Consider the following 2,285-nt stretch of genomic DNA (forward strand, 5'->3'; position numbering starts at 1 on the left):
GCCGCGGTGCGCTCACACGAGGTCCAGGCGGATCGCGGCGGCGGGGCAGACGTCGGCGGCGTCCCGGACGGCCTGGTGGAGGGCGGCGGGCGGGCGGGCGTCGAGGAGGAGGACGATGCCGTCCTCGTCGCGCTGGTCGAAGACGTCGGGGGCGGCGAGGACGCAGCTTCCGGCGCCGCAGCACTTGTCCTGGTCGATGGTGACGAGCACGGGTTTCCCTTCGGGGTGGGTGAACTGGCGTGGGGGCTGGGGGTGTTACCAGGTGACGAGCAGCTCGTGGACGCCGTGGACGAGCACGGGTTTCCCTTCGGGGTGGGTGAACTGCTGTGGGGGGCGGGGGTGTTACCAGGCGATCGGCAGTTCGTGGAGGCCGTAGACGAGCATCTCGCCGCGGAAGGGGACGTCCTCGAAGGGGACGGCCAGGCGCAGCCCTGGCAGGCGGCGCAGGACGGTGGTGAGGGCGATCTGGAGTTCCAGGCGGGCGAGGGGCTGGCCGAGGCACTGGTGGGTGCCGAAGCCGAAGGCGAGGTGGCGGCGGGCGTCGCGGGTGAGGTCGAGTTCGTCGCCGCCGGGGAACTGGTCGGGGTCCCGGTTGGCGGCGCTGACCATGCAGATGACGCCTTCGCCGGCCCGGATCCGCACGCCGCCGACCTCGACGTCCTCGGTGGCGACGCGGGTCAGGCCGGAGTGGACGATCGTCAGGTAGCGCAGCAGTTCCTCGACCGCGCCGGGCACGGATTCGGGGTGGGTGCGCAGGTGGTCGAGCTGGGCGGGGTTGCGCAGCAGGGCGAGGACGGACAGGGCGGTCATGTTCGCGGTGGTCTCGTGCCCGGCGATCAGGAGCAGGCGGCCCATCGCGCCGATCTCCTCGGTGGTGAGCTCGCCGCGCTCGGCCAGGCGGCTGAGGATGCCGTCGTCGGGTGTGGTGCGCTTGGTCTCGGTGAGGGTGACCAGGTAGTCGGCGAGGCGCTTCTGGGCGGCGTCGACGTCCTCGGGCGGGGAGTCGCGGCGCAGCAGGACGCGGCTGCACTCCTGGAAGAAGGCGTGGTCCTCGTAGGGGACGCCGAGCAGCAGGCAGATGACCAGGGAGGGCAGGGGCAGGGCGAACTCGCGGACGAGGTCGGCCCGGTCGCGTCCGGCGGTCATCGTGTCGAGCAGGTCGTCGGCGATGCGCTGGATCTCGGGGCGCAGCGCCTCGACCTTCTTGATCATGAATTCGGCGGTGAGCATCCGGCGCTGGTGGGCGTGTTCGGGGTCGTCCATGCGGATGAAGGTGGTCTGACCGGCGCTCAGCTGGCGGGCGCCGGCGCTGATGAAGGGGAAGCCGGGGCGGGTGGCGTCGGAGCTGAAGCGGGGGTCGGCGAGGACGGTCCTGATGTCCTCGTGGCGGGTGAGCAGCCAGCTGGGGGTGCCGTCCCACAGGGAGACGCGGCCGACCGGTTCCTCCTGCTGGGCCTGGCGGTAGGCGGGGGGCGGGGCGAAGGGGCAGGTGCCGCGGGCGGCGGGGTGGGTGAAGCGGGGGGCGGGTGCGGCCGTGGCCATGGGGGGCTCCCTTCCCGGAGCTGGGTGTGCCGGCGGCTGGTGGGGTGGACGGTGGGGCAGGACCAGGACCATTTACGTGCCTTAAGCAACTAACTCATCGTCACGCTAACTCGCGGTCCGTGGCGGCGGAAAGGCCCCGCCCGGTGGCGAACGAATCTGTCCGAAATCCGGTCGGAGGCCTGCACCACCACCGCACCCCGGGCCGGATCGCTAAGGTTCCTGCATGCCGGACGCCGAAGACCCCGCAGACGAACGGACCACCGCCTCGGAGCTGGAGGCCGTCCTGGCCAGCCTGGCCTACCTGCTGACACGCTCCCAGCAGCACGAACGCCAGATGGCCCGGGCCGGCATCACCGCGGCCCGCTCGGACATCTACCTGCTGCGCGCGCTCGGCGAGGCCGCAGGCGGCGCCAGCCGGGTGACCGACCTCGCCGACCGGCTCATGGTCAAGTCCTCCCACGTCACCCGGCAGATCGACCGCCTCCAGGAGCAGCGGCTGGTGGCCCGCACCCAGGACGCGACGGACCGCCGGGCCCGCCAGGTCGAACTCACCCCCGAGGGCCGGGCCGTGCTCGACCGGCTGAAACAGGCCAACATCACCGGACTGGCCGGCGCCCTGGACGGCGTCCCGGACCCGGACGTCGTCGCCACCGTCGGCGTGCTGCGCCACCTGGTCGACCGGTACGTGCAGCGGGTGCGCACCACGATGCTCGCCGAGGACGGCACGCCCGCCCTTCCCGGGC

The 2,285-nt window shown here is 72.6% G+C and carries 3 protein-coding genes; 1 reads left to right on the forward strand and 2 read right to left on the reverse strand.

The genetic code is table 11. From position 1 onward, the window contains the following. Window positions 1–12 precede the first annotated feature (12 nt). On the reverse strand, window positions 13–210 hold the full coding sequence (locus AB0O00_RS36330; RefSeq protein ID WP_363658975.1) for a ferredoxin: 198 nt from the start codon (window positions 208–210) through the stop codon (window positions 13–15). Between the two features lie 132 nt (window positions 211–342). Continuing rightward, the gene (locus AB0O00_RS36335; protein ID WP_363658976.1) at window positions 343–1,542 is read right to left on the reverse strand and encodes a cytochrome P450; all 1,200 of its coding nucleotides are present in this window, start codon (window positions 1,540–1,542) and stop codon (window positions 343–345) included. A 223-nt stretch (window positions 1,543–1,765) separates the two neighbouring features. Here AB0O00_RS36335 and AB0O00_RS36340 point away from each other — a divergent pair. Continuing rightward, the coding region (locus AB0O00_RS36340; protein ID WP_363658977.1) for a MarR family transcriptional regulator at window positions 1,766–2,285 on the forward strand (520 nt) is incomplete at its 3' end.

This window comes from Kitasatospora sp. NPDC093558 (assembly GCF_040683475.1).
GTDB lineage: Bacteria > Actinomycetota > Actinomycetes > Streptomycetales > Streptomycetaceae > Kitasatospora.